We start from the raw sequence: 26,989 nt of genomic DNA on the forward strand, positions 1-26,989 counted from the left end.
CATTCTTGCGAGCGGGCAGAGTCCGGGCCAAATACCTAAGTGTGGGTTATCGAAAAAGGTTAATGGCGGTGAAGCGGGTTTCCTGTCAGCTAACTGCATCCAGCCCGTAGGCGGTGTGTAGCACGCGCACGGCGAGTTCGGTTTCGTCCTCGTCGATCATCACGCTGACCTTGATCTCGCTGGTCGAGATCGCCTGGATGTTGATCCCGCGGTCGCTCAATGCGCGGAACATCGTGCTGGCGACCCCGGCATGGCTTTTCATACCGACGCCTACCACGCTGATCTTGGCGATCTTGCTGTCGGTGATGATGCGGTTGAAGCCGATCGCGTCGCGGCGATCCTCCAGCAGCGCCTGCGCGCGGGCGAGGTCGGATTGCGGGACGGTGAAGGTCACGTCGGTCTCGCCCTTGTCGCGGCCCACGTTCTGGATGATCATGTCGACATTGATGCTGGCCGCCGCCAGCGGCTCGAAGATATTCGCCACCGCGCCGGGCCGGTCGGGCACGCGGGTGAGGATGATCTTGGCTTCGTTCTTGTCATGCGCGATGCCGGTTACAAGCTGGCGTTCCATCAGGCCGTTCTCCACCAATTCATCCATTTCCGCGTCCGAGACGATCATCGTGCCCGGCAGATCATCGGCAGGCGGTGCGCCTTCGCCGATGAAACTCGATAGCACCTGCACCCGCACGCCTTCCTTCATCGCCAACCCGACACTGCGGGTCTGGAGCACTTTTGCGCCCACGCTGGCGAGTTCCAGCATTTCCTCGTAAGTCACCGCCTTCTGCTTCTTCGCCTTGGCGACGATGCGCGGGTCGGTGGTGTAGACCCCGTCGACATCGGTGTAGATGTCGCAGCGGTCGGCCTTGATCGCGGCTGCCACCGCCACCGCCGAGGTATCCGAACCCCCGCGCCCGAGCGTGGTGACGCGGCCATCCTCGGAAACGCCCTGAAAGCCCGGTATCACCGCGATCTCTCCGGCGTCGAGCGCCGCGATCAGGCCGGGGGCGTCGATCTTGTCGATCCGTGCCTTGGCATGGGCCTCGATCGTCTGGATCGGCAATTGCCAGCCGAGCCAGCTGCGCGCCTTGCAACCCAGCGCCTGCAGCGTCAGCGCCAACAATCCGCTGGTCACCTGTTCGCCGCTGGCGACCACCACGTCATATTCCGCCGGATCGTAAAGCGGATTGGCCTCGCGGCAGAAATTGACCAGCCGGTCGGTCTCCCCCGCCATCGCGCTGACGACGACCGCAACCTGATCGCGAGTCCCGTCGGGCTTGAGCGCGGCCTGCGCACGCACGAGATTGGCCACCCGGCGGATACGCTCCGTCCCGGCCATCGAGGTGCCGCCGAATTTCATCACGATACGAGCCAAGTTGCAGCTCCTGCTGGTGAGTGTTCGCGGGCGCTGTTAAGGGGGGAATATGGGAAACGCAAACGTATCGAATGTAACTATCCGGCCCGAAGAAGCCGATTTCTTCGCCGGACTGGCGCGGGATTGGTGGAACCCCAAGGGGCCGATGGCGTCCTTGCATCAGGTGAACCCTGTGCGGCTGGCGTTCATCCGCGCCGCGATTGACGCGCACTGGCCGGGCGCAGCCGCGCAAGCGAGGCCGCTCGCGGGCAAGGCGGCGCTCGATATCGGCTGCGGGGCCGGGCTGGTGTGCGAACCGCTGGCGCGGCTGGGCGCGGACGTGACCGGTGTGGACGCTGCGTCGGAAAACATCGCTGTGGCGGCGGCCCATGCCGAGATGATGGGCTTTGAAACTCTCCTCCCCCGGGGGGAGGGGCCGGGGGTGGGGGGGCTTCCGTCCGCCGATGCCGAACACCCATCCCCAACCCCTTCCCTCGAGGGAAGGGGCTCTTTGCGCTACATGGCGGGCGAGGTTGCGGGGCTGGACATCGGCACCTTCGATCTGGTCACCTGTGTGGAGGTGATCGAGCACGTTGCGGACAAGACGGCGTTCCTGCGCGATGTCGCGGCGCGGTTGGCGCCAGATGGACTGCTGGTGTTGTCGACCCCGAACCGCACGGCAACGTCGCGGGTGCTGCTGGTCGGCGCGGCGGAGGCGGTGGGTTATGTCCCCAAGGGCACGCACCATTGGGAAGATTTCATCACGCCCGACGAGTTGGAGGCGTTGCTGGCCGATGCGGGACTGACAGTTACGGCCAAGCGCGGCATCGCATGGCGGCCGGGCAAGGGGCTGCACCTGTCGGACGATATGGCGCTGAATTACATCCTTAGCGCGCGGCGGGTCTAGGCCGCGCTAATCGGGCGCGTCGGTCGCCGCGATCGTGCAGAGCAGGTTCTCTTTGCCATCCTTGACATAGGCCGCTGCCCGGCCCGGATCGTCGGCGAACACGCCCGCGACCCCGGCGGCAGCGAGCATCTGCAACAGCGACGCATCGCAGCCATCGCCCTTGGGATCATCGCCGGCACGCAAACTCGGCGGCAGGAATTCGTTCTCCGGCCGCACCGTCCAGGCATGTACCGCCAGCCCTGCCGCCTTGGCATCCGTCACCAGCGATGTCGGCGTGCCATCGGGAGCGAGTATCAGACCGATATGCGCGCCCACCGCGTCGGCATATTTGGCAATTTCGGCCAGCCCCGTCGGCGTCACCATCTCGGCATAGCGCATCGCCGGTTCGTCCGCCGGACCTGCGATCGGCGCGGCCAGCTGCACCAGTTTAAAATCGCTGCGCTGGGCGAGGCGTTGGAGCGGGCCGACTTCGAAGCTCTGGATGAACACCGGATCGGCGGAGGTGAGGCCCAACTCGCGCAGGTCGCGCAGCAGCAGATCGACCATATCGATCCCGGCATTCTGCAGCAAGAATTCAGGGTGCTTGATCTCGGGATACAGGCCGATGCGCTTGCCGGTGGCGGCCTCCTTGGCGCGCACCAGTTTCACGATCTCGGCAAAGGTCGGCACCTGATAGAGCCCATCATAGCGCGCGTTGGCGGGCCGGACCGAGGGGATGCGTTCCTTCGCGCGCAAAGTCCGCAATTCGGCCAGCGTGAAGTCCTCGGCGAACCAGCCTGCCACCCGCTGGCCGTCAATGGTCTTGTCGCGGCGGCGGTCTTCGAACTCCTCGCGGGTGGCGACATCGGTGGTGCCGGACAATTCGTTCTCGTGGCGCGAAACCAGCACCAGATCTTTGGTCGCGACCAGATCGGGCTCGATATAATCGGCGCCCTGATCGATCGCGAGTTCATAAGCGGCGAGCGTATGTTCGGGCCGCTCGGCACTCGCGCCGCGATGCGCGATGATCAGCATATCGTCTGCTACCGCCGGAGTGGTCGCCAGCGCCAGGAGCGCAATCAAAGCAAGGCTGCGGACCATTCGTCTTCCTTGAAACCGACCAGAATGCCGCCGGAATGCTCGACGATTGGCCGCTTGATGATGCTCGGTTGCTGAACGAGCAAAGCGACAGCTGTATGACTGTCGGCAGCGAGCGCCTTGTCTGCGTCGGACAGCTTGCGATAGGTGGTGCCCTTGCGGTTCAACACGGCGTCGAGCCCGGCGGCAGCGATCCATGCGGCGACCCGCTCAGGATCGGCGCCTTCCTTCTTGAAATCGTGAAAGGCGTAATCGCGGCCCTGCGCCTCGAGCCACACGCGGGCTCTTTTCACCGTGTCGCAGTTAGGGATTCCATACAGATCGATCTTGCTCATTGTTTGTTTGCACGCCCCTGCTGGCCCGAAATGACCATCCGTCATGTCGGCGATTTACGGCAGCTCTGCCACCCCTTTTGGAAAAAAGCTGCCGTTTGGCTAGCGACCTCTAAACGAACACCTGGTCGAGGCGGCCAATCCCTTCGGCAGAGAATACCCAAAATGCCAGACCGGCGAGCGCTCCTAGACGCATTGCCGAATAATTGCCCAAATCTGCTTCTGGGTCAGTGGCCGCTTTGTTCCTGCGGGCCTCCTCGCCCTGAGGTGGAGCCGCTTGCGGCGCTTGTTTGTGCTGTTCGGAAGTCGGGCGCCATTCTCCGCCTGGATCTCGCTTTCGAGTTTGATGCTCTCCGGCGATCCAACATACATCAAATTGCGCAAACGCAGGGAAGCTACACTCTCGGCTGGCAACTATCGGCAAAGGCGGCGGAGAGAGTGATGCAACGGGAATTCGTCCGCGTCGATCCACCATGCAGCCGCGGCGGAACATCCCGCAAGAATAGCAGAGCAGTCGATTGAGCAGCGATAAGCGGCGGCCGATCATCAAGGGCGCGCTCTGGCTGGGTTCAGGCCGCGTCATTGTGAATGCAATCGGTTTTGTCAGCACGCTGGTTCTGGCGCGACTGCTCAGTCCGGCCGATTTCGGGCTGGTCGCGCTTGCCGAAGCTGTCTTTGCAATCGCGTCTGCGGTGACGGAGATGTCGTTGGCCCAGTCACTCGTTCAGCACCGCAAGCCTGAAGACCATCATTACCACACGGCTTTCACGCTCAACCTCGGGCGTTCGCTCCTGCTGGGGCTGTTCATCGCGGCAATCGCCGTCCCGGTCGCGCAAGGCTACGGAGACGATCGGCTGCGCGACGTGCTGCTGGTGTTGGCGGTTGCCGCCGCGTTCGGTAGCCTCGAAAACCCCAAGCTGGTCACTTTCCAGCGCAACCTGATCTTCTGGCAGGACTTCCTGCTCAGCGTGGCGGCGAAGCTGACGGGTCTGCTGGTCGCACTCGGTATCGCGCTGGTGTACCAAAGCTACTGGGCGCTCGTGCTCGGCAGCCTTGCGGCCCAAGTGTTACGGGTGGGACTTTCATACGCGGTGATCCCCTATCTCCCGCGATTGTCGTTGCGCGGGGGGCGCGAACTGCTGTCGTTTTCCGGCTGGCTGACCCTCAGCAACACGTTGAAGACCGCAACATGGCGGTTCGATCCGCTGGTTCTGGGGCTGGTGCTGCCGCAGGCGGCAGTCGGTCACTACACCTTCGGGGCGCGGCTCGGTTCGTTACCCGTCAAGGAAAGTCTCAGTCCCTTGCGCACTCTGCTGTTTCCCGCGCTCGCCCGGATGCAGGATCAACCCGATCGCTTGCGTCAGGCCTATCTGAACGCGCAGGCGGCGCTCGTTCTGATCGCGCTGCCGCTGGGAGTCGGCCTGGCGGTTCTGGCAGAACCACTGGTGCTGGTTGCGATCGGGGAGAGCTGGCTACCGGCCGTGCCGGTCATGCAGGCGATCGCAATTCTGAGCGCGGTCCAGCAATGGGAAAGCTCCCAGCCGCTGGGCATGGCGCTCGGCGCGACGAAAAGCTTGTTCAAACGCGACATGCGGGTTCTTGCAGTGCGCCTTCCGCTGGTGGTCGCAGGACTTCTGATCGGGCAAGCGACACCGGTCGGCGCGCTGGTGGGCGTGCTAGCTGGCAGAGTTGCGGCGGGCGTGTTTAATGTCGCCGTCAACATCAAGCTGATCGAGAAACTGGTCAATCTGTCGGTTGCCCAGCAGATCGGCGTGGCAATCAGGCCTGCGCTCGCGGCAGCGATGATGGCAGGCGCGCTGGTGTTTCTCAAAGGTTTCGGTCTGGGCGAAGGCAGCACCGAAGCGATTGTGGTTCTGGGCGGGTTCGTGGCCGCCGGGATCGCGACCTACATTGCCGCGATCATGCTGTTGTGGACAGCATCCGGTCGTCCCGAGGGCGCAGAGCGCGAGGTCCTCCGCCTGATGGTCAAGGTGTTTCGCGCGCGAGTCCGGAACTGATCGCAAGAATTGTCGGCTTCGATGCTGACGGAAAGTCGCGGCCACTGCCGCAGCCGCCCGGCCTCACTTCGGGAAGTGCTTGAAACCGAGCTTGCGCCCGATCCGCAGCAGGAGATAGGCTGCGAGCACCTTGGTCGATAGCAGCCCGGCGGGAACCTGCGCGATCGCGTCACCCAGCGCGTCCTGATCGTGACGGAAGCCATGCCGGAAGCTGTCGTAGGCACGATCACGAAACCGTTCGGCGTCGTCCTGCTGGAGCAGCGCGAGTGCATGATACCGCTCGATCGGATCGGGCTGCCCCGCACGACGAGCCTCGGCCGAGATGCGCGCGAGGTTACCGAAGATCGCCTGCGCGACCAGCTTGCGCACGTTGCCTTCGACGCCTTCCTCGAAGATCCGCCGCTCGTACAGAACCTCGTCCAAGTGCCCAAGCTTGCCGATTTCCCCCAGACGCCGCCACAGGTCGGTATCCTGCGAGTAATAGAACAGATCGCGGTAACCCCCGACCTGTTCGTAGGCCTCGCGGCGGAACATGACTTCGCCGTGGGTGAAGATCTGGCCCTCGATCCCCTTGAATGGAGAATCGACATTCGTCGGCAGGACATCGGACACTCCCGATCTCAGGTCATGGTTCCGCACCCGCGTTCCGCACATGACGTGCTCCGGATGGCGCTCGAAAAAGTCGACCTGCGCTGCAAGCCTTCCGGGTAGAGAAATATCGCCTGCATCATGGACCGCGACATACGCCCCGCGCGCTTCCCCGACAGCGCGGATCATCGATCGGGTGAAGCCGAGATTCCTGTCGTTCCGCAAGAGCCGCACGCGGGGGTCGCTTTGGGCGAACTGCTCCAGGCCCACGATGGTCGCATCCTCGTCCGAAGCATCATCGACGATGATGTATTCGAGGGTCGGCCCTACCTGACCGAGGACCGATTCGACCGAATTTTCGAGGTCATGGCTACGATTGTACCAGCTCGAAACTACACTGATCTCAGGGATTCCCTGCATATCAGGACGCAACGATCCGTCTGAATCGTGCTGTGCCGTTCGACTCCGGAGCGTTCTCGATATTCGGCACGATCACCCGTTCCATACGCCGCCCTCCTCAAACCGCACCCTGCGCATGCTGGTGCAACCGTGCGCCCGCGGATCAATATCGGCGGGTTTCGAAGAGAAATTAAACCAGGTTTGCTTGCCGAAAGTCAGCCTCTGGCATGGCCTTGAAATCGAAGGGCCCTGCGATCCTGGATGAGCGCGGCGGCTGATACACGAATAGACGAGGAACGGCCTGTTGGGGCGAATGACAACGCACGACCAGCCATGGTTCGAAGGGAAGGAATCGCGTCGGCATCGGGCGATCCCGATCTGGCGGCTGAAGCTCAAAGGGCTGAAGGCGCGGCTGCAGGGGCTCGGCATGCGTCGCGGCGAAACGTCGATGCTGGTCCAGTTCCTCGGTTTTCCGCGGTCCGGCCATTCGGTGGTCGGAGCCTTGCTGGATGCGCATCCGGAAGCGATCATCGCCCACGAACTCGATCTGATGGGTCTTGTCGCAAAAGGCGTTTCGGTTCGCAGCGCGCTTGCGCTGGCTCACGACAATGCGCGCCGATTCGCGGCACAGGGTCGGTTCTGGAACGGCTACAGCTACGAAGTGGAGGGCGGCCACGGGGGCAATGCCGAAACGCTGAGGGTCATCGGCGACAAGAAGGGCGACCGGGCGCTGACGGCGCTGCTGGAAAATCCCGATCTCGCCGACCGACTGCATAGCGAAACCGGACTGGTCCTTGCGTGGATCGTGGTGGTGCGCAACCCGTTCGACAATATCGCAACGATGGAACTGCGCCGCGGGCGAACCTACGATCGGCTCCGGGTTGCGCACGGAAACAGCGCCCGGTTCGAGCAAGAGCTTCGCAAGAGCCAAGGCGAGGACGTGCCGGAACAGGTGAGCGAAGCGATCGTCCAAGCCTATGCTGCCCAGCTTCACGGGCTGGAAACCGCCCTCGCCGCGTTAGAGGCGGCGGGCAATCCGGTCGTCACCATCCACCACGACAATCTTTCGGACAATCCGACAAACGAGTTGGTGAGGCTCGCCGAAGCGCTTGGTATCGCGCCATACAAACACTGGCTCGAAGGCGCGGCCCGCCTGATCAAGCCCGCCTCCCGAAGTCGCGATAAGGTCAAATGGAAAGCGCAACAGGTCAAGCAGGTTGAAATGATGATCAACGATAGCGAATTGCTTGCACCCTATCGTGATCAGGAGGCGCTGACGTGCAGCTTCACCTGATCACCTGCGTCGGGGTGGAAGCGGACCTCGGCTACCTGCCGCACTTCCTTGCGCATTACACCGCGATGGGGATCGCGCCCGCCAATATTCATATCCTGTCGCAGGCATCACACCCGGATCATGCCGGGCTTGACGCGGCGGACGAAATCGCCCGGACCTTCGATGTCCTCCCGGCGCTGCGCTGGATTGCGCCCTACACCAGTCGCAGCATGTGGGAACAGCGACGGGCCTTGCAGAAGGACAAGGTGGCGCCGCATGACTTCGTCATCTCGGCGGACGTTGACGAATTCCATGAATACCCCGTTCCTCCAGCGGAATTGTGTGCCTGGTGTAGCAATGCAGGCTACGAAGTCATTCAGGGACCCTTCATCGATCGGATCGCCGCGAGCGGTCGGCTGGAGGAACTGCCACCGCCTGGTCAATCGATCTTCGACACCTACCCGGTGCAAACAGAACTGCGGCACACTCTCGCCGGAATCACCGACGACATCAATCTGGGCGGCTCGGTCAAACTGATGCTGTTCCGCGGAACCGTCGAACCCGGTCTCGGGGGACACGGCACGCTGCCCCAGTATCGGGTCCGGCCACACGCCTTGGGAATGCACCTGTCCCGGTTTCACGGGCTCGAAGACCCGCAGATGCGCTTCGACCTGCCGTTTCTGGTGCATCACTTCAAATGGACCGCCGGAGTCGATGATCGCATGCGCAAGCGACTGCTGACGCCCGGCATCTCGCCCGCAGGAAAGGCCTATGCGGAACGCCTGCTGGAGTTCTTCGACGGTGCAGCCGAATTCGATATCGATGCGCTGTGTATTCGCGACCCCGACAAGAACGATCCCGCAGACTGGAAGAAAAGCGTCGAAATCTGGCGGCGTATGGCGCGTGTGCAGCAATTGCGGGAACAGTGGTGGGCCGTCAAAAACCGCGTGCGCAAGCTGACGCGGGTCGCATGACGAGCGAACAGGCGGCAACCGGCTGGCATGTGCGCCAACTGACGCGGCCCGGCGCTGCGGGCTGGTTTCACCAGCACTGCTATTACGACATCCCGGTTTTCAGCGCTGACAGTTCGCGCATCGCTGCAATCCGGTTCGACTATGCCGATCGCCCCGTCACTGCCGATGACCGCGTGACGGTGGGGTGGGTTGATTGCGAACATGGCGGGTTCGAGCCGGTCGGACAAAGCGCCGCTTTCAGCCTTCAGCAAGGGGCGATGGCGAAGTGGCGACCCGGCAGCGACGAACTGCTGTGGGCGGACCGTGATGACGGGCGGCTGGTGACCAGGGCGTGGTCTCCTGCAACCGGTCAGGTCAGGGCGATCGACAAGGCCGTCTATGCCGTTTGCCCTGATGGTCGCCATGCGCTTGCGCTCAACATGGACCGGGTGAATTACCTTCGAGGGGGATATGGCTTTGCCGGTGGGACCGAGCCGCTCGGTCGGCGCGCACCGGACGACGATGGCATCTACAGCATGGCGCTGGATTCGGGCGAAAGCCGCCTGATCCTGTCCTTGCGCGCCGCGAAGGATGCCTTGCTTGCCTGTCTGCCGTTGAAGGAACGGGCGAAGCTGATGCTCAAGCGCCCTTATTTCTGGTTCAACCACGCCAAGGTTTCGCCGGAAGGCACACGCTTTACCGTGAAGCTGCGCTGGCGCCAGTTCGACGGCGGGTGGAACGACACCCAGGGTGTCAGCCTGCTGGCTAATATTGATGGCAGCGCTGTCCGGGTCATGGCCCGCGCGACCTCGCACGTTATCTGGGAGGACGAAGACACCCTGTTTTTCTTCTCCTCGTCGGCTTTCGAGCGTCCCGGCGTGTTCCGTGCGCGCCGCGCAGGTACCGACGAACAGACATTCTCGCCGATCGCGCCAGGGATCTTGCAGGAAAACGTACACATGCGCGCGCTCCCCGGCTCACCGGGAGAATACGTCTATGACACGCCATATCGGGAAGAGGTGTCTCTGCACATCCTCAACGAAGCCGACCAGCAAGAGCGCTGCCTCGCGACTTTCGGAAACCACATTCCCGCTCGCGGACCCAATCGCTGCGACCTCCACCCCTGTCCATCGCCTGACGGGCGACGTGTGGTTGTGACATCACTCGAACCCGGTGGACGTCAGATTTTCCTCGTCGAGCGTGCTGGATGAGCACCTCCCCATCCAAAAGGCGCGTCCCCTTTAGATAGAAGAGAAGCTCCCAGCCATCCGCTCGGGACCCAAGGCTGCTGCGAGAGGAACGGCTGCATTGGGGTCGCTTCCCGAACGGCAGACTTTTCGCGGTCGCGACGATTTCCTGCCATTCAGCTTCCGACCCCGAAGCGGGCATCAATGGACGGCTGGGCTTTCAGAATTCAGATGGCGGGAAAAATTCGTGCGAATTGTCTCGATATCTTGGATGGGTCATCAGCCATTTTCCAAGTTTATGAAGCTCTTCTTCGTATTTGCTAACCGCAGCGGTTTCGCGGCCGACTTTAGTTAGGAAGAAGTCTGGGCTTGGATGGACCCAATAATTCCCAGTCGATGAGTATCGCGGATAGGTTCTGACACTTCCATCGGGCCTCTTCGTCGCTTGGATGCTTACCGAAAAGCCGCGTGTCCGATCCGACCCTTTGACCTGTTTTGGCGCGAAATTACCCCTCAAAACAAAAGCGACAACATCTCCACGATTTTCACCGAACCGTGGAGTTTGTCCTATTGCAACGAGTGTATGCTCAACGCCCTGGCATTCATCACCATGAAGGTCAGGACGAAATTTTTCTAGAATATCATAGGTGTACCTGTCTGGGCGCGCACTTCGGGAATCAACAAAATAATTCTCAATCCATTTGGCAGGCACAAACAGACGGGTTTCCCCCACTCGAATTATTCGGATGCCCTCCGGCAACGCATCTCCGCTTTCGTAAAACAGTTCCTTCGGCATAGCTTCGCAGTTTGGCGGCTTCGGTGGCGGGTTCTCAAGTCGCTCGCTCTCCCGTGCTTTCGGAGGTAGCGCAAACCAGATCGTTGCGGTTGCAAGGATCAATATCGCGACAGCGGTCAAAAAATACTTCAGCATAGCGTAAAACTCGAGCGCCCCCCAGTTCTGCACTGATAAGATATTGCTAAAAATATTTGATTAAACGCTCACGCTGACTGGCAAAAAACCACCCATCATCAGTCATGCCCGCTATCGGCTGCGCTACCCGAAAGCGGTCATTCAGGCTTCCTGTGAGTGAAGACCAGGCGAAATTACTTCCGGCCGGGGTTCCCCGGAGTGGGATGATCGATCCAGCCGTTCAATCTCGCGGCCCAAGATGCGCGTCCGCAATCGCCACTGCCAGCGCATCGGCGGCGTCGGCTCCGGCAATCGCCACGCCCGGCAGCAGCACCTTCACCATCGCGGCCACCTGCGCCTTTTCCGCCCCGCCGGTGCCCGTCACGGCCTTCTTGACAAGCCGCGCGGCGTGTTCGTTGACGCTGAGGCCCTCCGCCCCGCACGCCGCCAGCACGCATCCGCGCGCCTGCGCCAGCTTCAGTGTCGACTGCGGGTTTTTGTTGACGAAGATTTCCTCGGCGGCGGCGCGCGCCGGGCGGTGTGCGGCGATGACCTGCGCCAGCCCCGCCTGAAGTGCGGCAAGCCGCGCGGCCATGGGCGCGCTGGCATCTGTCTTGATCTGGCCGTTGGCGACATGGCTGATCCGTGCGCCGTCGCAGCGGATGACGCCCCAGCCGGTGCAGGACAGCGAGGGATCGAGGCCGAGGATGATCACGCGGTCATAGCCCGACCCGCAAGCCGAACCGCCACAGCATCGCGATCAGGAACGCGGCCCCGAGCATGATCGCCAGCAGCCATTCGCGCTTTCTCAGCCCAGCTTCTCCATGACCTCGTCGGAGATCTCGTAATTGCCCCACACGGTCTGCACGTCGTCGTCATCGTCGAGCGTGTCGATCAGCTTCATCAGCGTGCCGGCGGTATCCTCGTCAACGTCGACGCTGAGCACCGGCTTCCACGCCAGTTTGACGTTTTCCGCCTCGCCCAGCGATTGCTCCAGCGCGCCCGCCACGCCGTGTAGAGCGTCTGCGGCAGTCCAGATGGTGTGGCCGTCTTCGGAGGATTCGACATCATCCGCGCCCGCTTCGATTGCGGCTTCGAGCACCTTTTCCTCGTCGCCTGCGCCAGCCGGGTATTCGATCAGCCCGCGCCGCTCGAACCCGTGGCTGACGCTGCCTTCGCTGCCGAGGTTGCCGCCATTCTTGGAAAAGGCGGTGCGGACGTTGGTAGCGGTGCGGTTGCGGTTGTCGGTCAGCGCCTCGACGATCAGTGCGACCCCGCCGGGGCCGTAGCCTTCGTACCGGATCTCGGCGTAATCCTCGCCGCCCGCCTGAGCCGCCTTGTCGATTGCGCGCTGGATATTGTCCTTGGGCATCGACTGCGCCTTGGCCGCGTTGATCGCAAGGCGCAGGCGCGGGTTCATGTCGGGATCGGGCAGACCCATCTTGGCCGCCACGGTAATCTCCCGGCTCAGCTTGGAGAACATAGCCGAGCGTTTCTTGTCCTGCGCACCCTTGCGGTGCATGATATTCTTGAACTTGGAATGGCCTGCCATTGGACGAACTTCACCGGAATGTTGGAAAACTAGGGGCGGGCCTTACTCCGATGCCGGACGCGGACGCAAGGCCGCTCGTGCCTGCGCGGATCGGTCTGCGTGCAAGGCTGGCCGATCTCGCTGGCTTCATGGTGCGTGCCACGCCGGGCAGTGGGCCGCCGGGGTGGAGCACGGCGCTCCTGGCCGTGCTGGCGCTGGTGTTTGCGCTCGACCTGACGATCGGCTGGCTGGCGGGGGAGGCGCTGGCGGTGCTCGAAGGCGATGGCAAAGGCGGCGGAATTCTGCCCGTGCCGCGCGAACAGGACACCACATTGGCCGAGGATCTGTTCAGCTTTCTTGTGTTGGCCCCGCTGCTGGAAGAACTGCTCTATCGCGGCTGGTTGGCCGGGCGTGTGGCGGCGCTGCGGTTCGCGGCCTATGGCTTTGCCGCCGAAGCGCTGTTCATCGCCGCGCTGTTTCTGGACCAGAGCGCAGCACGGATCGTCGGTCTGGTGGCGGTCGGCGTGGTGCTGGCGGGCCTGCTGCAATGGCTCGCCACCCGCGACCGCGATACGCAGGTGCCGCGATGGTTCACCCGCAATTTCCACTGGTTCGTGTGGGGCAGCAGCCTGTTGTTCGGGCTGATGCATCTAGGCAATTACGAGGCTGTCACCCACCCGCTGGGCATATTGGTGGTACTGCCGCACATCATCGGCGGGTTGCTGCTGGCCTATACCCGTACGCGGCTGGGCCTTGGCGCGGCCATTGCGCAGCACGCAGTCTACAATGCCGTGGTTCTGGCGGCGCTTTATGGCGCGGCGTGAGCAGTCAAATCTTGACCGCGGTGCCGCTGGCGCTGACCATCAGCATGGAACCGCTGTTGCCGATCACTTCGTAATCGAGGTCGATACCGACCACTGCATTGCCGCCGAGTGCGGCCGCTTCGGCCTGCAATTCCTCGATCGCCTGCTTGCGCGCGTCGGAAAGGATGCGTTCGTAGCTGCCCGAACGCCCGCCGACGATATCGCGGATATTGGCGAACATATCGCGGAACAGGTTCGCGCCGACGATCACTTCGCCGGTGACGATGCCCAGATATTCCTCGATCGGGTGGCCTTCGATCGTCGGCGTGGTGGTCACGGTGATGCCGCGCGCGTCTTTCCAAGGGGATGCCATTGGTGTTCTCCTATTGCTGTATTATCTAGATAACACAGGCGAATGATAATTCAATGACAGCCGCGCGCCCCCCAGGTCAAACATACGCGATCACGCCATGCCGAGCGCGTTCTTGTAGGTTTCCAGCAGCATATCCTGCTCGCTGCGGTCATCGGGCTTCATTTTCCTGAGGCGCACGATCTGGCGCATGATCTTGGGATCGTAACCCACCGCCTTGGCTTCGGCGTAGACATCGCGGATGTCGTCGGCGATGCCCTTCTTTTCTTCTTCGAGGCGTTCGATGCGCTCGATCAGCAGGCGCAGGCGGTCGTCGGATGCGTTGGCGTCATCGGCCATGGGAAAACTCCATCGGAAAAGAGAATCGGTTGCCCGTGCCGATAGCCAGCCTGCAGCGCCGATTGAACCGGCGGCGCAATTATTCCTGTGCGTTCTTCGCGATACTGGCTTGCATCCGTGCCAGTTGCGCCTCGGTAGCAGGCGTCTGGCGGGTCGCTTTCCACTCCGCGCTCGGCATGCCGTGGATCAGCGCGCGCGCGTCTTCCTTGTCGCCGGGGAAGCCCGCATCGCGGATCCAGTCGGCCAGACAATTGCGGCAGAAGCCTGACAATCCCATCAAATCAATGTTCTGCGCATCGTCGCGGTGCCGCAGATGGCGCACCAGCCGGCGGAAGGCTGCAGCGGCCTGCGCATCATCAAGGCTATCGAGCGGATCGGCATTGCTATTCATCGCGGCTTTTCCTTGAGTTGAAACGCGCCTGTGCCATAGGCACCCTCCAAGAGGGATAGCCAAAAATGTCACGACGCGACCAGTCAAGGATCGACCCGCGCGGCCGCAAGGTCAAGATTCTCGCCACCATCGGCCCGGCCAGCCGCTCGCCCGATATGCTGGCGCGATTGGTGCGTGCCGGGGCAGACGCGTTCCGGCTCAACATGAGCCACGGCGAGCACGCCGATCACGAAGCGGCGATTCACGCCATCCGCGTGCTGGAAAAGCAGTTTGCCCGACCGATCGCGATCCTTGCCGATTTGCAGGGGCCGAAGCTGCGCGTCGGCAGCTTCAAGAATGGGCAGGCGGTGATCCGCCATTCGGGGCATTTCACGCTCGACCGCGACGATGCCCCGGGCGACGAAAACCGCGTATGCCTGCCGCATCCCGAACTGTTCGGCATCATGCAGCGCGGGCAACGCCTGCTGATCAATGACGGCAAGATCCGGCTGAAGGTGCTGGAAGCCGACGAGGACCGGATCCTGTGCAGCGCCGAGGTCGGCGGGGTCATTTCCGACCGAAAGGGCGTGAACGTGCCCGATGCCGAGGTGCCGATCCCGGCGCTGACCGCGAAGGACCGCCGCGATCTTGCCTTTGCCACCGAACACGGGGCGGACTGGATCGCGCTGTCGTTCGTCCAGCGCCCCGAGGACATCGCCGAGGCGCGCAAGCTGATCGGCACCCGCAATGTCGCGCTGTGCGCCAAGATCGAAAAACCGCAGGCGCTCCACCGGCTCGATGAAATCATCGAACTGGCCGATGGCATTATGGTCGCCCGCGGCGATCTGGGTGTGGAGCTGGAACCTTACGAAGTCCCGCCGCTGCAGAAGAAGATCGTCAACACCGCACGCCGGGCGGGCAAGCCGGTGATCGTGGCGACGCAGATGCTCGAATCGATGATCGAAGCGCCCACTCCGACCCGCGCCGAAGTCTCCGACGTCGCCAATGCGGTCTATGACGGCGCGGATGCGGTGATGCTCTCGGCCGAAAGCGCGGCCGGGCAGTGGCCCGAGGAATCAGTAGCGATGATGCACCGGATCGCGGTGCAGGTCGAACGCGACGAGGGCTATAAGGAGCGCGTGCGGTTCCTCGACACGCCGCCCGATGCGACCACGTCGGATGCGCTGGCCCATGCCTGCATGACCATCGCCGATACCGTGCCGATCAGTGCGATCACGGTGTTCACCGCCAGCGGATCGACCGCACGGCGGGTGGCGCGCGAGCGGCCCGGCACGCCGATGCTGGTGCTCACTCCCTCCACCCGCACTGCCCGCCGTGTGGCGCTGTTGTGGGGCGCGCATGCGGTTGTCACCAAGGATATCGGCAGCTTCGAAGAGATGATCGCAAAGGGCAAGCGCATGGCGCTGCGGCACGGCTTCAGCGAGGCGGGCAGCAAGCTAATCGTGCTGGCCGGAGTTCCGTTCGGCACGCCGGGGGCGACCAACCTGCTCCACGTGGTGACGGTGGCCGGCGACGAGCTCGACAAGCACAAGGGCTAGACGAGGGCTGCGCGCCTGATACCTTCTGTTCCGGCGCGGGAATGGGCCGCGTGTATCAGGGAGGATGCAATGAAACTTGCAATCATCGGGCTGGCTGGCATCGGGCTGGCCGGCATCGGCCTTGCAGGCTGCGCGACCGGCAGCGGAGGCGAATCTCCGGAAACAGGCATGGCGCCGATGAGCTGCAATGCCGCTCCGGCGCAATATCACATCGGGCATGATGCGACCCAGGCGATGGGTGCGGCGATCCTCAAGGACAGCGGTGCGCGCACGCTGCGCTGGGGGCCTCCCAACTCGGCATGGACGATGGATTACCGGCAGGACCGTGTGAACGTGCGTTACGATGGCCAGATGAAGATCGTCGAAATCACCTGCGGATGAGCATCCGGGAGAGGGCGACCTCGGGTTCGCCTTACGAAGCGGCGTTCGGCTTCGCCCGCGCGGTGCGCGTCGGCAATCGCATCATCGTGGCGGGAACCGGGCCGGTGGAGCCGGACGGATCCACAACGCCCGGCGGTGCCGCCCAACAGGCGACGCGCTGCTGCGCGATCATCGTTGCCGCGATCGAGGAACTGGGCGGCAGTGCGGGCGATGTGGTGCGCACCCGAATGCTGTTGACCGACCCGGCCGATCAGGAGGCGGTGGGCGCGGTGCATGCGCGCTTTTTCGGCGCTGCGCGGCCAGCGGCGATCATGGCAGGCGTGGCGTGGCTCTGCCGCCCGGAATGGCGCGTGGAGATCGAAGCCGAGGCGGTGATCGGAGCAGGGGTGAGCGGCTGATGCGGCGTGCCTTCGTTTATCTGTTCGCAGTGGCGGCGGGCTGCGGTATCGGTATCGGCTCGGCGCTGGCGATGGCCGGACTGTTGCCGGGGGCAAACCCGCTGGCCTTCGGCAATGTCGATGTGGACGGCTGGCGCAGCGATTTCGCGATCGGTTCCGAAGCGGCGGATGCCTACACCCGCGCGCGCGTCGCCCGGCACGGTCTGCTGGCGCTGGCCAAGAGCGAGGCCGTCTATTTCACCCGCACCACCGATGATGCAGGCCAGCCGCTGCGCGAGGCCTGCACCTATCGCCTGACGACAGGGGCGATGCCTGCGGGCTGGTGGTCGATCACGCTCTACAACGCCGACAGCATGCTGCCCGATAATGACGACGCGGCACTGTCGATCAACGCCGGGCAGGACATGGCCGCGCGCATCGGCGACGAGATCGTCGGCCAAGGGGTCGGCGCCACGGTCGCGCCGCGCCGCCCCGAAGGCCGCGGGCTATGGATTTCCAGCCGCAATGCCGGACGCTTCGATCTTACCTTGCGGCTTTATATGCCCAACGATGCCTTGCTGACCGATCCCGCCGACGTGCTTCGACCGCCCCGGATCGAGCCGCTGGCGTGCGAGGTTGCGGCGTGAGGCGCTGGCTTGGCCCGGTCGCGGTGCTGGCGTTGAGCGCGGCGCTTGTCCATGCAATGACGCTGTACCTCGCGCCGGGCGTTATCATGGCGCGCGCGTTGGACGTGCTGGCGCAGCGCGGCGTGGCGCTCCACGATTTCACCACGCCCCGGCGTATCACCCCGCAGACGCAGGCGGTGGTGCGATCCTCTCCTGATCTCTACTATGCCTAGTGCCGCTATGATCTCAGCCAGCCCGAGGACGAGCCGGGGCTACCCCGCCTTACCGTGACGATGGCGCAGTGGGATGCGTACCAGTCGCTGTCGTTCTTCGATGCGCGCACCAACAACTTCGCGACGATCAGGGGGACGGGCAAAGCAGTGAAGGTAGCACTTGAGGCAACCGCCGACCGGGAGGCGAAGATCATGCCCTATCAAGGCTACGCTACCGGGCCTGACGCTCCCGATCTGACCGTCTACAGTCCTACCGAAACCGGCGTGATCCTGATCCGCAGGCTGGCACCCAGCGCGCAAGCTTTCGCCAAAGCGTTCAAGGTTGGTGAAGGCGATGCGTGCTCCTATTGGCAGGAGCCCGCGGTTGTCTTCTGACGCCGGCTCTCAGGCCGCCTCAAGCCAGCCGCGCCTCCACCAGCACAATCAACGCGGCGAGATCCGGCAGGGCATCCAGTTCTGCCGCGCTCACCAGGATTTGCGGGGCTGCATCGCCTTCGGCCAGCAGAATCGCAGGGAAGGCTATGTCGATGCCGGGAAAAGCTTGCACGAAATCATCGCGGTGGTGAAATATCGTGTTCGTCGGCAAGCTGGTGAGAAATCGCCGCCAGCGTCCGTGCATTGACACCCAGCCATAGGTCAGCGCGCATAGTGAGCAGGGATAGGTCGCTGGCCTCACCACCTTCCACACGGCGTCTTTCATGGCGCTGATGAGGCCGCTGTCGGCATTGTAGACGAGAATCAGGCGCGGCGGGCTGGGGTCCATGCTGTCTTATGCGTCCCGCGCCCTCAAAAGGTTGCAGCATTTGCGCGGCGCCTCATAAAAAATCCGCAAGCCCCCCGTGCGCACCGGTCTTTTCTAAGCCCGACAACCCCGTTAGAGGACCAGCCATGAACGGACAATTTCAGCTCACCGAAGATCAGCTCGCAATCCGCGAGGTGGCCCAGCGCTTCACCGCCGACAACATTACGCCGCACGCGGCGGAATGGGACGAGAAACACATCTTCCCGCGCGACACGATCCAGCGCAGCGCCGAACTCGGCTTCGGCGCGATCTACGTTTCCGAAGAATCGGGCGGTATCGGGCTGGGGCGGCTGGAGGCGGCGCTGATCATGGAGGCGATGGCTTATGGCTGTCCTTCGACCAGCGCTTTCATCTCGATCCACAACATGGCCGCCTGGATCATTGATCGCTTCGGCGGGGAGGCGGTGAAGGCGAAATATCTGCCCCAACTCATCACGATGGAGCACATCGCAAGCTACTGCCTGACCGAACCCTCCAGCGGGTCGGACGCCAGCGCGCTGCGCACCACCGCGCGCCGTGACGGGGACTTCTATGTGCTTAACGGCACCAAGCAGTTCATTTCCGGCGCGGGCGCGAACGAGATCTATGTCGTAATGGTCCGCACCGGCGAGGACGGGCCGAAGGGCATTTCCTGCGTTGTGATCGAAAAGGGCATGCCCGGCGTCAGCTTCGGCGGACCCGAGAAGAAGCTGGGCTGGCATTCGCAGCCGACTGCTCAGCTGATCCTCGAGGATGTGCGCGTGCCGGTGGAGAACCTCGTCGGCGGCGAGGGCGAAGGCTTCCGCATCGCGATGATGGGGCTGGACGGCGGGCGGCTGAACATCGGTGCGTGTTCGCTGGGGGGTGCGCAAAGGTGCCTCGACGAAGCGATCAACTACACCAAGGACCGCAAGCAGTTCGGGCAAGCCATTGCCGAGTTCCAGAACACCCAGTTCACGCTCGCCGACATGGCGACCGATCTGGAGGCGGCGCGTGCGCTGCTCTATCTCGCCGCGGCCAAGGTGACCGACAATGCGCCCGACAAAACTCGCTTTTCCGCGATGGCGAAGCGGCTCGCGACCGATAATGGCAGCGCCGTCGTCGACCGCGCGCTGCAATTGTTCGGCGGCTATGGCTATTTGCAAGACTACCCGATCGAACGCTTCTGGCGCGACCTGCGTGTGCACTCGATCCTCGAAGGCACCAACCAGATCATGCGCATGGTTGTGGGCCGAGACTTGCTGCGGCAGTGATGGGCGTTTCGCTTGCCCTGACAACGCTGGTGGTGCCCGATTATGATGTCGGCATCGCATTCTGCGTCGGCGCACTGGGTTTCGACCTGATCGAGGATAGCGACATGGGCGGGGGCAAGCGCTGGGTCGTGGTCGGCGGCGGGGACGGGGGGCGTTTGCTGCTGGCCCGCGCCGCCAATGGCGCGCAGACTGCCGCCATCGGCAACCAGACCGGCGGGCGCGTCGGGTTCTTTGCCCACACTAATGATTTTGCAGCCACGCAAGCACGTCTTGTCGATGCGGGGGTGCAGTTTGAGGAGCAACCGCGCCAAGAGCCCTATGGCACAGTTGCGGTCTTCAGCGATCCATTTGGCAATCGTTGGGACCTGATCGAACCGAAAGACACGGCCCAATGACCGATGACGTCCTGATTACGACCAATGGCCCGATTGGCCATATCTCGCTGAACCGTCCGAAGGCACTCCACGCGCTGACTCTGGAGATGTGTCATGCCATGAGCGCAGCGCTAACCGAATGGGCCAATGACGACAGCATCAAGGCCGTTATCCTCGACCACAACGAAGGACGTGGCTTCTGCGCGGGTGGCGACATCGCCTTCCTGCGCGATTCGGCGCTGAACGATGGCGGCGTGTCGGGGCGCAGGTTCTTCCACGACGAATACCAATTGAACCACCAGATGTTCACCTACCCCAAGCCGATCGTCGCCTTCATGGACGGCATCACCATGGGCGGCGGCGTAGGCATTTCGCAACCCGCCAAGTATCGGGTCGCAACCGAGAACACCCGCTTCGCCATGCCCGAAACGGGGATCGGCCTGTTCCCGGATGTCGGCGGCGGCTGGTATCTTTCGCGGCTGGGGCGCAGGCTCGGGCAGTTTTTCGCGCTCACCGGCGCGCGGCTCGATGGTGCGGAGTGCCTTTGGACGGGCCTTGCCACCCATTACGTGCCGCACGCCATGCTCGAAGATATCAAGGCGCGCATCCACGATCATCCTGAGCGGATCGCTGGCATCCTGTCTGAACCCGTCGGCTCGCCGCCGAAGGCGCGGATCGAAGCGAATGCCGACAAGATCGCCAAGCATTTCGCCTCCGACGCCTATGAGGACATCCTCGCCAGCCTTGAAGCTGCCGCAGAGGGCGGCGACGATTGGGCGGCGAAGGAGCGCGACACGCTCGGCACCAAGAGCCCGCAGACCTGCAAGGTCGCGCTGCGGCAATTGGCGACCAGCGCCGAACTCACCGACTTCGCCGACAACATGCGCATGGAATACCGGATCGCCAGCCGCGTGCTGACCCGCCCCGACTTTGCCGAGGGCGTGCGCGCGGTGATCACCGACAAGACCAATGATCCCAAGTGGGACCCGGCCACGCCCGAGGATGTGAGCGAGGAATTGCTCGACGCGATCTTCGCCCCGCTGCCCGCCGATGAGGAATGGAAACCCCTATGACTTATGAAACCATCACCGCCGAGACCGACGCGCAGGGGCACAAGGCCGTCACGCTCATCACGCTCAACCGCCCGCAGGCCTTGAACGCGCTTAACTCCAAGGTGCTGGAAGAACTGATCGACGCCTTCGCCGCCTATCAAGCGGATGGCTCGCAGTTGTGCGCGGTGCTGACCGGCAGCGGCGACAAGGCATTTGCTGCGGGCGCCGACATCAAGGAGATGAGCGACAAGGCGGCGGCCGATTTCTTCCTCGACGATTTCTTCAGCCCCTGGACCAGCGAGATCGTCAAGAAGACCCGCAAGCCGTGGATCGCGGCGGTGAACGGCTTCGCGCTGGGCGGTGGGTGCGAATTGGCGATGATGGCGGATTTCATCATCGCGTCCGACAAGGCGAAGTTTGGCCAGCCCGAAATCAAGCTGGGCGTTGCCCCCGGTATGGGTGGCAGCCAGCGGCTGACGCGGGCGATCGGCAAGTCGAAGTCGATGGAAATGTGCCTCACCGGCCGGATGATGGGGGCGGAAGAGGCCGAGCGCAGCAATCTTGTGGCCCGCGTGGTGCCGCATGAGGAGCTGATCGCCGAGACGCTGAAAACTGCCGCAACCATCGCTGGAATGCCGCCGATGGCAGCAATAGCGAACAAGGAAATGGTGAACTCGGCGTTTGAAATGACGCTCGACCAAGGGCTGATTATTGAGCGCCGAATCTTTCAGATCCTCACTGCGAGCGAGGACAAGGCCGAAGGCATGGCGGCGTTCATCGAAAAGCGTGAAGGGCAGTGGAAGGGGCGGTAGTCCAGTCCCCCTCCCGCTTGCGGGAGGGGTTAGGGGTGGGACTGTAACCCGCTCCTTCATAACAATAATTGGGAGGCGGGCCCACCCTCGGCCCCTTCCGCAAGCAGGAGGGGAGCCAGAATGAAGATCGCCTTTATCGGCCTCGGCAACATGGGCGGCGGAATGGCTGCCAATCTTGTCAAGGCGGGCCACGAAGTCCGCGCCTTCGACCTTTCCGAAGCGGCGCTCGCCGCCGCGCGTGACGCGGGTTGCAGCACCTTCGCGACTGCCAAGGAAGCCTGCGCAGGCGCCGAAGCAGTCGTCTCGATGCTACCCAACGGCGCAATCGTCAAACAGGTCTATTGGGACGATGTAATCGGCCATGCGCCCGAAGGCGCGATCCTGCTCGATTGCTCCACCATCGACGTCGCCACCGCGCGCGAAGTGATTTCGGTGACGGAGCAGCACGGTTATCAGATGGTCGATGCGCCCGTGTCCGGCGGGATCGCCGCGGCCAAAGGCGGCACGCTGACCTTCATGGTCGGCGGGAGCCAGCAGGCGTTCGACCGCGCCAAGCCGATCCTCGCCGCGATGGGTAAGGCGGTGATCCGCGCTGGTGACGCGGGCAACGGGCAGGCCGCCAAGATCTGCAACAATATGCTGCTGGCAATCCAGATGATCGGCACCTGCGAAGCCTTCGCCATGGCCGAGAAACTGGGGCTGGACGCGCAGACGTTCTACGACATTTCCAGCGTTTCCTCCGGCCAGAGCTGGTCGATGACGTCCTATTGCCCCGTCCCCGGCGTCGGTCCGATGACCCCGGCGGACAACGACTATCAGGGCGGATTCGCTGCCGGACTGATGCTGAAAGACTTGCGGCTGGCGATGGAGGCAGCGTCGAAAGCGGGGGCCAAGGTCGAACTCGGCGAACACGCGCGGGCGATCTACGAAGCCTTCGCCGAGGACCATGCGGGACAGGATTTCTCCGGTATCATCCGCACGCTGTAAGCCGCTGCGGTCAACCGGCAACGTTCTCGCACTGGCCACCGGCAGCTGCTCTGAGCCGCTCGGCAGATGCCGCATCGCGTTGTCCCAAAACCTTGATTGTCTGAGCCATCACAGCGCAATCGAAGCGCGTGCCGCGCGCGATGGTCGCCGCGGCGATGTCCGTGAAAGTCGCTGGCGTCATGACCTGAGCACCGCGGTGCAGGAAGGCCTCGTTCCAGCGATCGGTGCCGCTGATGATGTCGACCAGCGTGCGCTGTCCCGCTCCGCCTGTTTCTGCGAGCACTGCGGGTCCGACTTCCTGCAGCAGTTCGTTGGGCGTTGCGGCACGCAGGAATAGGGCGGCATAGCGGCGCGCGGCCTCGGGCTTGTCGCCGGCTGCGAGCGCGAGGCGCAGAACCGCTTCCTGTGCCACCGGATCGCGCCAGCCGCGCTGTCCGGCAATCTGGATGGTCGTACCGGCCTGCTCGGCTTGTCCGGCCTTGATCTGGGCGATGGCGAGCAAGGTCAGATGCTCCGCCGGGACGGGACGTCTCCGAACCAGTCGGCGGGCCTCCTCGACCGCCAGCGCGCCGCTATCGCTACCGGCTGCAAGCGCGGCTATTTGCGTCTGGGCGTAGCTGCGCACGGGCTGGGGCACCAGCGGAGCCAGCGCCGGGTCCGCATCTGCCTGCCGATCCAGCTGGAGAGCGGCAGTCATTACCGCCAGCACCAGCAAGCTGCCGAGCCATGCAATTCTGCCGATCATTGGCGCACCTTTCGCTGATCGGCCGCGATCCGAGCCAGCAACAGCAGCGCGAAACCTGCAAATGCGAGGATCGTCTGGCTCCGGAGCGGATAATCTGTAATAGATGGCTCGGCGCTTCCTCCTGAATGCCTCCGGAATCGGTGAGCACGATATCGCAAGCCGCCATCATCGCCACGAAGTCGAGATAGTCGAGCGGATTGAGCAAGGCGATGTTGTCGTGGCCCGACAGCGCAGGACGCATTACGTCGGCTACATTGGGATTGGGGTGCACCGGATAGATGATGGCGACATCATCGCGCTTCGCGAGTGTCTGCAGCGCGGCGGCGATTTCCTGCATTCCGGCGCCGAAGTTTTCGCGCCGGTGGGCAGTAACGGCGATGATCCGCCTGCCCGCGAAACGTGCCTGCAGGGGCGCCACCACCGGGGCCAGCGTCGGATCGGAAGCGACTTTGGCGCGGGCGAACCTCATGGCGTCGATGACGGTATTGCCGGTCACGTGAATGGCCCCGGGGGCAACGTTTTCCGCGCGCAGCGCGGCTGCGGCCGTTTCTGTCGGCGCAAAGTGCAGGTCGGCAATCGCGCCGGTGACCTTTCGGTTCACTTCCTCGGGCCACGGCGAGTATATATTGCCGCTCCTCAGACCCGCTTCGACATGACCGACGGGAATGCGCCTGAAATAGCACGCCAATGTCGCCATCATCGTCGTCAGCGTATCGCCATGAACCAGCACACGATCTGGCTTCAGCGTGTCCAGCGCCTCGCCGAAGCGCGTGATGATTCGGGCCGACAGGGCATCAAGGCTCTGTCCCGGCTGCATCAGGTCAAGGTCAATATCAGGCTCAATCCCCGCCATCGCCAGAACTGCATCGAGCATCTCGCGATGCTGGGCGGTGACCGCCACGCGCACATCGAACCGCCCGGTATCGCGCAACGCGAAGACCACCGGAAACATCTTGATCGCTTCCGGCCGGGTCCCGAAGGTGATGAGGATGCGCGGCTTTGCGCACGTATCGATCATCGTCGCAGCATTCCCCGCGTGTCGAACACGAGCTTGCCCGTGAGATCATCGGGGGAAAGGTGTTTGAAGGCGGTATGATCGACCAGCACGACAACAACCTCCGCTGCCTTCAGTGCCGCGTCAAGCGTGACCAGCGTCGCGCCGGAGCCGGCAAGGCACGGCGGCAGTTCTTCGGTGAAGGGTTCAACCACCAGAATGCGGTTGCCGTAGGTGTGCGCGAGCGCTTCCGCGATTTCAAGGGCAGGGCTCTCGCGGAAATCGTCGATATCGGGTTTGAAGGCGAGTCCCAGCAGTGCGACCCTGCCCTGCGGTGCTGCATCCAGAAGGGTACGGATGCGGTTCTCGGTATGCACTGCCTTGTGATCATTGACCTCGCGCGCCATCTTCACCAGCCGCGCAGCCTGCGGCGCGCCCGCCACAAGAAACCACGGATCGACTGCGATGCAGTGCCCGCCCACGCCGGGGCCGGGTTGCAGGATGTTGACCCGAGGGTGACGGTTGGCAAGCCGAATCACGTCCCACACGTCCACGCCGATCACGTCTGCGATCATCGAGAGTTCGTTGGCGAACGCGATGTTGACGTCGCGGAAGCTGTTTTCGACCAACTTGACTGCCTCGGCCACGCGAGCGGTGGTGTAGAGGCAATCGCCCTTCACGAAGCTGGTATAGAGCACTGCCGCACGCTCGGCGCAGGCCGCGGTGACACCGCCGATTACGCGGTCGTTGTGCACCAGTTCATTGACGATCCGTCCTGGCAATACGCGCTCGGGGCAATAGGCCAACGCGATGTCGGCTGCGTCGTTCGATCCGTCGCGCGGCACCACCAGATCTGGCCGGGCTTCGGCGATGATCGTCGCCACCCGCTCGGTAGTGCCGACGGGCGAAGTGCTTTCGATGATAACGCAGGCACCGGGCAGGATTCGCGGCGCGATCGCGCGCGCCGCGGCTTCGACATAGGAGATGTCGGGCGCATTATCCGCGCCCAGCGGGGTCGGCACCGCGATCATGTAGAAGCTGGCCGAAGGAACTTCGGTTGAAGCGACCAGTGTTTGCGCAGTGATTGCATCATGCACAAGCTTGTCGAGATCGCGCTCCTCGATATGCACGCCGCCTGCATTGACGGTATCGACCACCTTTTGCGAGACATCGACTCCGCACACGCTCCAGCCATAGCTGGCGAGCAGCGCGGCAGTCGGCAGTCCGATATAGCCGAGCCCGATTACCGCGACCTGATGGTCGGGCGCGGGATGCTGCCGAGCATCCTTGCCGAGCGCGGCGACGGCATTGAAGGGTGCATTCATGAGTTAACGGTCCCGCTTTTGCGAGCAGGACGTTGGCCGCAAAGCCCTTAAAATCGCGTTAGGCTTGCCGAGAGTTTTACCATGTGTCGGTGCCGGCCACAGGTGCGCGGTGTTCAGAGTGGGCGGTTCTCGATGAACGCGGCGAGCGCTTCGTGCAGTTGGCGGGCAGTAGCCGATTGCGCGGCCGACCATTCGGTCAGCGCCAGCCCATCGGCAATGCGGGGCGCTAGGTCACGTTCGTCGTCGGCGACCAGAATCCCCGGACGTCCGGCCAGTTTGCCGACAGTCGCCATCTGGTGATCATTGCGATGCTCGCCCAAATCGGCGCGGCGCGGCATGAGCACGATCGGCTTGCCGCAACGTGCGGTGGTCAGCACGGTTCCGATCCCGGCGTGTGAAACGATCAGGCGCGCTTCGCCCACCAGTGCCTCGAACTCGGCGGGTGCGATCCTGGTGCGCGCTTCCATGTTGCGAGGCCGGTATGCGCCCATGCCGGTCTGCGCGATTACTGGTATTCCGATTTCGGGCGCGATTGCATCCATAGCTTCGATAAGGCGATCGAACCCGAGTTGCATCCCGACCGTAACGATGATCACAGTACCGCTCCAAAATAGCGCGGGCTTGGCCCCTGCGCGAGATGCTCCCACTGGGTCCAGCATTCGTGCGCGAAACGCTTGGCGAGCTTGCCGCACAGCGACAGCTCCTCGCCATTTGCGACGCTGTCGATCCACAGCGTGCGCGCGCCGATCAGGCGACCGGCGAGAATGCAGAAGAAGCCGGGGGCCGCGCCGGTCGAGAGAATCACTTGAGGCCGGTGCTTGAGCACGATCCGCAAGGCCACCAGCGCGCACAGGGCGGATCGCAAGGGCATATTCTGGTTGCAATCAGGCAGGCTTTCGGGTTCCGTGATGCCATGCTGCAGGGCCATAGCCGGTTCGGTGGTGGCGAAGCGGATGTCGTAACGTGCCAACGTGGATCGCAGCAGCATCAGCTGTTCCCAATGCCCGCCGCCAGAGGCGACCGCGAGAACTCTGGTCGTGTCTTTACCCATGAACGACATTCCCGTTCGCTGCGCCTCACAA

The 26,989-nt window shown here is 63.3% G+C and carries 32 protein-coding genes and 1 pseudogene; 17 read left to right on the forward strand and 16 right to left on the reverse strand.

The genetic code is table 11. From position 1 onward, the window contains the following. Positions 1–85: 85 nt before the first annotated feature. Positions 86–1,372 carry an aspartate kinase gene (locus tag J3454_RS11205; protein ID WP_502878585.1) on the reverse strand — a complete coding sequence of 429 codons (1,287 nt, stop codon included), beginning with the start codon at positions 1,370–1,372 and terminating at the stop codon, positions 86–88. Positions 1,373–1,421: 49 nt separating this feature from the next. On the opposite strand from J3454_RS11205, the gene J3454_RS11210 reads away from it, so the two are divergent. Next, positions 1,422–2,258 carry a methyltransferase domain-containing protein gene (locus tag J3454_RS11210; protein ID WP_349513831.1) on the forward strand — a complete coding sequence of 279 codons (837 nt, stop codon included), beginning with the start codon at positions 1,422–1,424 and terminating at the stop codon, positions 2,256–2,258. Positions 2,259–2,264: 6 nt separating this feature from the next. On the opposite strand, the gene J3454_RS11215 is transcribed toward J3454_RS11210, so the two are convergent. Continuing rightward, positions 2,265–3,338, reverse strand: coding sequence for a glycerophosphodiester phosphodiesterase family protein (locus J3454_RS11215; protein ID WP_349513832.1), 1,074 nt, complete (start codon positions 3,336–3,338; stop codon positions 2,265–2,267). Then, on the reverse strand, positions 3,317–3,670 hold the full coding sequence (locus J3454_RS11220) for an arsenate reductase (RefSeq protein ID WP_349513833.1): 354 nt from the start codon (positions 3,668–3,670) through the stop codon (positions 3,317–3,319). The genes J3454_RS11215 and J3454_RS11220 overlap by 22 nt, the downstream gene beginning before the upstream one ends. Positions 3,671–4,185: 515 nt before the next feature. On the opposite strand from J3454_RS11220, the gene J3454_RS11225 reads away from it, so the two are divergent. After that, entirely contained in the window at positions 4,186–5,685 is a 1,500-nt protein-coding gene (locus J3454_RS11225) for a lipopolysaccharide biosynthesis protein (protein WP_349513834.1), read from the forward strand. A 63-nt stretch (positions 5,686–5,748) separates the two neighbouring features. Here the strand turns inward: J3454_RS11225 and J3454_RS11230 are convergent, their stop codons facing one another. After that, on the reverse strand, positions 5,749–6,693 hold the full coding sequence (locus J3454_RS11230) for a glycosyltransferase family 2 protein (protein WP_349513835.1): 945 nt from the start codon (positions 6,691–6,693) through the stop codon (positions 5,749–5,751). Positions 6,694–6,985: 292 nt separating this feature from the next. Between J3454_RS11230 and J3454_RS11235 the strand changes: the two genes are divergently transcribed. Genes J3454_RS11235 through J3454_RS11245 form a run of 3 tightly spaced genes read left to right on the forward strand, consistent with a single transcriptional unit; the run spans position 6,986 to position 10,109 of the window. Next, positions 6,986–7,966 carry a hypothetical protein gene (locus J3454_RS11235; protein WP_349513836.1) on the forward strand — a complete coding sequence of 327 codons (981 nt, stop codon included), beginning with the start codon at positions 6,986–6,988 and terminating at the stop codon, positions 7,964–7,966. Next, entirely contained in the window at positions 7,951–8,919 is a 969-nt protein-coding gene (locus J3454_RS11240; protein ID WP_349513837.1) for a hypothetical protein, read from the forward strand. The genes J3454_RS11235 and J3454_RS11240 overlap by 16 nt, the downstream gene beginning before the upstream one ends. Further along, positions 8,916–10,109, forward strand: a complete 1,194-nt coding sequence (locus tag J3454_RS11245; RefSeq protein ID WP_349513838.1) for a TolB-like translocation protein — start codon at positions 8,916–8,918, stop codon at positions 10,107–10,109. Before J3454_RS11240 ends, J3454_RS11245 begins: the two co-directional genes overlap by 4 nt. A 196-nt stretch (positions 10,110–10,305) precedes the next feature. On the opposite strand, the gene J3454_RS11250 is transcribed toward J3454_RS11245, so the two are convergent. The 3 genes from J3454_RS11250 to J3454_RS11260 form a co-directional block, all read right to left on the reverse strand. Further along, positions 10,306–11,016 carry a hypothetical protein gene (locus tag J3454_RS11250; protein ID WP_349513839.1) on the reverse strand — a complete coding sequence of 237 codons (711 nt, stop codon included), beginning with the start codon at positions 11,014–11,016 and terminating at the stop codon, positions 10,306–10,308. A 220-nt stretch (positions 11,017–11,236) separates the two neighbouring features. Then, positions 11,237–11,710, reverse strand: a complete 474-nt coding sequence (gene ruvC, locus J3454_RS11255) for a crossover junction endodeoxyribonuclease RuvC (protein WP_349513840.1) — start codon at positions 11,708–11,710, stop codon at positions 11,237–11,239. Between the two features lie 93 nt (positions 11,711–11,803). Then, positions 11,804–12,547 carry a YebC/PmpR family DNA-binding transcriptional regulator gene (locus J3454_RS11260; RefSeq protein WP_349513841.1) on the reverse strand — a complete coding sequence of 248 codons (744 nt, stop codon included), beginning with the start codon at positions 12,545–12,547 and terminating at the stop codon, positions 11,804–11,806. Between the two features lie 50 nt (positions 12,548–12,597). Between J3454_RS11260 and J3454_RS11265 the strand changes: the two genes are divergently transcribed. Further along, positions 12,598–13,350, forward strand: a complete 753-nt coding sequence (locus J3454_RS11265; RefSeq protein WP_349513842.1) for a CPBP family glutamic-type intramembrane protease — start codon at positions 12,598–12,600, stop codon at positions 13,348–13,350. 4 nt (positions 13,351–13,354) lie between these two features. Here J3454_RS11265 and J3454_RS11270 read toward each other — a convergent pair whose 3' ends face one another. From J3454_RS11270 to J3454_RS11280, 3 genes are all read right to left on the reverse strand, one after another. Next, a complete protein-coding gene (locus J3454_RS11270) occupies positions 13,355–13,672 on the reverse strand; it encodes a heavy metal-binding domain-containing protein (protein WP_349513948.1) in 318 nt (105 codons plus the stop codon). Positions 13,673–13,792: 120 nt separating this feature from the next. Next, a complete protein-coding gene (locus J3454_RS11275; RefSeq protein ID WP_296722632.1) occupies positions 13,793–14,038 on the reverse strand; it encodes a DUF2312 domain-containing protein in 246 nt (81 codons plus the stop codon). A 79-nt stretch (positions 14,039–14,117) separates the two neighbouring features. After that, a complete protein-coding gene (locus J3454_RS11280) occupies positions 14,118–14,429 on the reverse strand; it encodes a DUF1244 domain-containing protein (RefSeq protein WP_349513843.1) in 312 nt (103 codons plus the stop codon). A 65-nt stretch (positions 14,430–14,494) separates the two neighbouring features. On the opposite strand from J3454_RS11280, the gene pyk reads away from it, so the two are divergent. From pyk to J3454_RS11310, 6 genes are all read left to right on the forward strand, one after another. Next, positions 14,495–15,967 (forward strand): pyruvate kinase, encoded by a 1,473-nt coding sequence (pyk, locus tag J3454_RS11285; protein ID WP_349513844.1) that lies wholly within the window; start codon positions 14,495–14,497, stop codon positions 15,965–15,967. A gap of 69 nt (positions 15,968–16,036) precedes the next feature. Next, positions 16,037–16,348, forward strand: coding sequence for an I78 family peptidase inhibitor (locus J3454_RS11290; protein WP_349513845.1), 312 nt, complete (start codon positions 16,037–16,039; stop codon positions 16,346–16,348). Next, positions 16,345–16,746, forward strand: a complete 402-nt coding sequence (locus tag J3454_RS11295) for a RidA family protein (RefSeq protein WP_349513846.1) — start codon at positions 16,345–16,347, stop codon at positions 16,744–16,746. Before J3454_RS11290 ends, J3454_RS11295 begins: the two co-directional genes overlap by 4 nt. Next, a complete protein-coding gene (locus tag J3454_RS11300; protein WP_349513847.1) occupies positions 16,746–17,372 on the forward strand; it encodes a DUF1214 domain-containing protein in 627 nt (208 codons plus the stop codon). The genes J3454_RS11295 and J3454_RS11300 overlap by 1 nt, the downstream gene beginning before the upstream one ends. Continuing rightward, on the forward strand, positions 17,369–17,584 hold the full coding sequence (locus J3454_RS11305) for a hypothetical protein (RefSeq protein ID WP_349513848.1): 216 nt from the start codon (positions 17,369–17,371) through the stop codon (positions 17,582–17,584). The genes J3454_RS11300 and J3454_RS11305 overlap by 4 nt, the downstream gene beginning before the upstream one ends. A 60-nt stretch (positions 17,585–17,644) precedes the next feature. Next, entirely contained in the window at positions 17,645–17,959 is a 315-nt protein-coding gene (locus J3454_RS11310) for a hypothetical protein (protein WP_349513949.1), read from the forward strand. Between the two features lie 19 nt (positions 17,960–17,978). On the opposite strand, the gene J3454_RS11315 is transcribed toward J3454_RS11310, so the two are convergent. Then, on the reverse strand, positions 17,979–18,347 hold the full coding sequence (locus tag J3454_RS11315) for a hypothetical protein (protein ID WP_349513849.1): 369 nt from the start codon (positions 18,345–18,347) through the stop codon (positions 17,979–17,981). Positions 18,348–18,472: 125 nt separating this feature from the next. Here J3454_RS11315 and J3454_RS11320 point away from each other — a divergent pair, with 125 nt between their 5' ends. From J3454_RS11320 to mmsB, 5 genes and pseudogenes are all read left to right on the forward strand, one after another. Further along, on the forward strand, positions 18,473–19,618 hold the full coding sequence (locus J3454_RS11320; RefSeq protein WP_349513850.1) for an acyl-CoA dehydrogenase family protein: 1,146 nt from the start codon (positions 18,473–18,475) through the stop codon (positions 19,616–19,618). After that, a complete protein-coding gene (locus J3454_RS11325; protein WP_349513851.1) occupies positions 19,618–20,013 on the forward strand; it encodes a VOC family protein in 396 nt (131 codons plus the stop codon). Before J3454_RS11320 ends, J3454_RS11325 begins: the two co-directional genes overlap by 1 nt. Continuing rightward, positions 20,010–21,065 (forward strand): enoyl-CoA hydratase/isomerase family protein, encoded by a 1,056-nt coding sequence (locus J3454_RS11330; protein WP_349513852.1) that lies wholly within the window; start codon positions 20,010–20,012, stop codon positions 21,063–21,065. Before J3454_RS11325 ends, J3454_RS11330 begins: the two co-directional genes overlap by 4 nt. Then, positions 21,062–21,856 (forward strand): enoyl-CoA hydratase-related protein, encoded by a 795-nt coding sequence (locus J3454_RS11335; protein ID WP_349513853.1) that lies wholly within the window; start codon positions 21,062–21,064, stop codon positions 21,854–21,856. Before J3454_RS11330 ends, J3454_RS11335 begins: the two co-directional genes overlap by 4 nt. A 108-nt stretch (positions 21,857–21,964) precedes the next feature. Further along, a pseudogene (gene mmsB / locus J3454_RS11340) lies at positions 21,965–22,843 on the forward strand (3-hydroxyisobutyrate dehydrogenase); the annotation flags it as partial. A 10-nt stretch (positions 22,844–22,853) separates the two neighbouring features. Here mmsB and J3454_RS11345 read toward each other — a convergent pair. The 5 genes from J3454_RS11345 to J3454_RS11365 form a co-directional block, all read right to left on the reverse strand. Next, entirely contained in the window at positions 22,854–23,480 is a 627-nt protein-coding gene (locus tag J3454_RS11345) for a hypothetical protein (RefSeq protein WP_349513855.1), read from the reverse strand. Further along, on the reverse strand, positions 23,422–24,606 hold the full coding sequence (gene wecB, locus J3454_RS11350) for a non-hydrolyzing UDP-N-acetylglucosamine 2-epimerase (RefSeq protein ID WP_349513856.1): 1,185 nt from the start codon (positions 24,604–24,606) through the stop codon (positions 23,422–23,424). Before wecB ends, J3454_RS11345 begins: the two co-directional genes overlap by 59 nt. Next, the gene (wecC, locus tag J3454_RS11355) at positions 24,603–25,907 is read right to left on the reverse strand and encodes a UDP-N-acetyl-D-mannosamine dehydrogenase (protein WP_349513857.1); all 1,305 of its coding nucleotides are present in this window, start codon (positions 25,905–25,907) and stop codon (positions 24,603–24,605) included. The genes wecB and wecC overlap by 4 nt, the downstream gene beginning before the upstream one ends. 113 nt (positions 25,908–26,020) lie before the next feature. After that, positions 26,021–26,503, reverse strand: a complete 483-nt coding sequence (locus J3454_RS11360; RefSeq protein ID WP_349513858.1) for a glycosyltransferase — start codon at positions 26,501–26,503, stop codon at positions 26,021–26,023. After that, positions 26,500–26,958 (reverse strand): glucuronosyltransferase, encoded by a 459-nt coding sequence (locus J3454_RS11365; RefSeq protein ID WP_349513859.1) that lies wholly within the window; start codon positions 26,956–26,958, stop codon positions 26,500–26,502. The genes J3454_RS11360 and J3454_RS11365 overlap by 4 nt, the downstream gene beginning before the upstream one ends. Positions 26,959–26,989 lie beyond the last annotated feature (31 nt).

The sequence above is a fragment of the Erythrobacter sp. NFXS35 genome (assembly GCF_040148725.1).
Lineage (GTDB): Bacteria > Pseudomonadota > Alphaproteobacteria > Sphingomonadales > Sphingomonadaceae > Erythrobacter.